The 2326-nt window shown below is 73.1% G+C and carries 3 protein-coding genes; all 3 read right to left on the bottom strand.

The genetic code is table 11. The features are described 5' to 3' along the window. The coding region (locus tag D9598_RS20815) for a cytochrome c biogenesis CcdA family protein (protein ID WP_370592108.1) at positions 1 to 416 on the bottom strand (416 nt) is incomplete at its 3' end. 13 nt (positions 417 to 429) lie between these two features. Continuing rightward, complete coding sequence (lspA, locus tag D9598_RS20810) at positions 430 to 948, bottom strand: signal peptidase II (protein WP_099096354.1); 519 nt, start codon at positions 946 to 948, stop codon at positions 430 to 432. Continuing rightward, positions 941 to 2326, bottom strand: a 1386-nt coding sequence (locus tag D9598_RS20805) for a heavy metal translocating P-type ATPase (protein WP_198368392.1), incomplete at its 5' end; no start/stop codon positions are given. The genes D9598_RS20805 and lspA, both read right to left, overlap by 8 nt.

Raw genomic sequence — 2326 nt, 5'->3', positions numbered from 1 at the left:
AAGGCCAGCCCGAGCACGTAGGCGGAGAGCGGCGTGCCACCGCTGAGGGTCGGCATGAAGCGGAGGTCGCGTTGCAGCGGCATCAGCCGCAGGACGCCCGCGGTCATGAGGCCGAACAGGATGACCACCACGCCGCCCACGATCCCGGCCTCGTAGCGGTAGCGCAGCAGGGCTTGGCTCAGCGCCGAGGCGCCCGCGCCCATCGCCACGAAGACGGTCGCGAACCCCAGGACGAAGCAGAGGCCGAGGCCGACCGTGGCGAGGCGACCGGGCGCCGCGCGTTCGGCGGCGACCGAGCGACCGGCGACGTAGGAGACGTAGCCGGGCACCAGCGGCAGCACGCAGGGCGAGAGGAACGAGACCATCCCGGCCAGGAAGGCTGTCAGGAGGCCGGACATCTGGAGGAGCGGGTTCACGGCGGTCCCGCCCTCAGGGTCGCGCCGCGGAGGTCGGCGCGCCCGCCGGTTCGCGCCTCCCGCCGACGAGGAGCAGGAGCGCGACGCCGACGAAGATCGCGGTGTCGGCAAGGTTGAAGGCGGGCCAGTGGTAGCCAGCCACGTGGAAGTCCAGGAAGTCCGTCACGGCGCCGTGCCGCAGCCGGTCGACGACGTTGCCCAGGGCGCCTCCGGCGATGAACCCGACCGAGGCCGCCATCCCCGGCCGCCGGTCGCGCGTCGTCCAGACGACGAGGCCCACGACGACGGCGAGCGCGAGGGAGGACAGGAGCCAGGGCGTCGCGGGGTGGTCCGCCGACAGCAGACCGAAGCTGACGCCCCGGTTCCATCCCAGCACCAGGTTGAAGAACGGGGTGATGGGGATGACGCGGGGCGGATCCATGAGATGGGCCAGCACCCACCACTTCGTCGCTTGGTCCAGCGCGAAGGCCAGCGCGGCCGTCGCCGCGCTCCAGGTCCAGGCGAGGCGCGCCCTAGGCAGGACCTCAGTCATGCGCCACGCCCTTGAAGCGGTATCCGAGCAGGCGCAGGGCGTTGAGGGTCACCAGCACCGTGGCGCCGGTGTCGGCCAGCACGGCGGGCCAGAGGCCGGTGACGCCGACCACCGTCGTCACCAGGAAGACCGCCTTCAGACCGAGGGCGATGGCCACGTTCTGGTGGATATTGGAGAGCGTCGCGCGCGACAGCCCGACCAGGGCGGCCACATCCACGACGCGGCTGTTCAGCAGCGCCGCGTCGGCCGTCTCCAGGGCCACGTCGGTCCCGCCGCCCATGGCGATGCCGACTGAAGCGGCCGCGAGCGCGGGCGCGTCGTTGATGCCGTCGCCGACCATGGCCACGGGCGCCTTTTCCTTGAGGGCGCCGATCTCGCGCAGCTTGTCCTCGGGCAGCAGGCCCGCCTTCACCTTCAGGCCGAGCGCCCCGGCGATGGCCTGCCCGGTGCGGACGTTGTCGCCGGTGAGCATGACGGCCTCGACGCCCAGGGCGTCGAGCGCCCGGATGCCCGCGGCTGCGTCCGGCCGGGGCTCGTCGCGCACCGCGATCAGGCCGGTGTGGGCACCGTCCACGGAGACGACGACCACCGTCTTTCCTTGGTTCTCCCACTCGGCGACCGTCCGCGCCGCGTCGGCCGGAAGCGGTGCCCGTCCGGCGGCATGGGAGGGCGAGCCGACGGCCACCCGCTTGCCGGTGACAACCGCCTCGACGGCCTTGCCCGGGATGGCCCGCGAGTCCTTGGCGGGGCGGAGCGGGATGCCATCGGCGTCCGCCCGCTCCAGGATGGCGCGGCCGAGCGGGTGGCTGGAGCCGTTCTCCACCGCGGCGGCGAGGCCGAGCATGATGCGCTCCGGGCCGGACAAGGCGAGGACGTCCGTCACGCGGGGCCGCCCCTCGGTCAGGGTGCCGGTCTTGTCGAAGGCGACGGTGCGGATCCGGCCGATGGCCTCCAGGGCGCCGCCGCCTTTCACCAGCAGGCCGCGTCGGGTGCCGACGGCGAGGCCGGAGGCGATGGCCGCGGGCGTCGAGAGGACGAGGGCGCAGGGGCAGGCGACCAGCAGCAGCGCCAGGCCTCGATAGATCCAGGTGTCCCAGTCGGCACCGAGGAAAAGCGGCGGCACCACAGCCACCAGAGCCGCGACGGCGACCGCGATCGGTGTGTAGACGGCCGAGAACCGCTCGATGAAGCGGGCGGTGGGCGCCTTGGCGTCCTGCGCCTCCTCCACCAGGCGGATGATGCGGGCGATGGTGTTGTCGGAGGCGGGCTTCGTCACCCGGACCTGCAGCGCGCCAGAGGCGTTGATGCTGCCCGCGAAGACGGAGGCGCCCTCGGCTTTGGGGACGGGGACGGACTCGCCGGTCACCGGGCTCTCGTC

This window comes from Roseomonas sp. KE0001 (assembly GCF_016107285.1).
Taxonomy (GTDB): Bacteria; Pseudomonadota; Alphaproteobacteria; order Acetobacterales; family Acetobacteraceae; genus Pseudoroseomonas.
The sequence above is the reverse complement of the archived record's forward strand: the minus strand, read 5'-3'. Positions and strand labels throughout refer to the sequence as shown.

Excerpts from the sequence above, each read along its gene's own strand:
- lspA (WP_099096354.1), bottom strand. The coding sequence starts at position 948 with ATGACTGAGGTCCTGCCTAGGGCGCGCCTCGCCTGGACCTGGAGCGCG.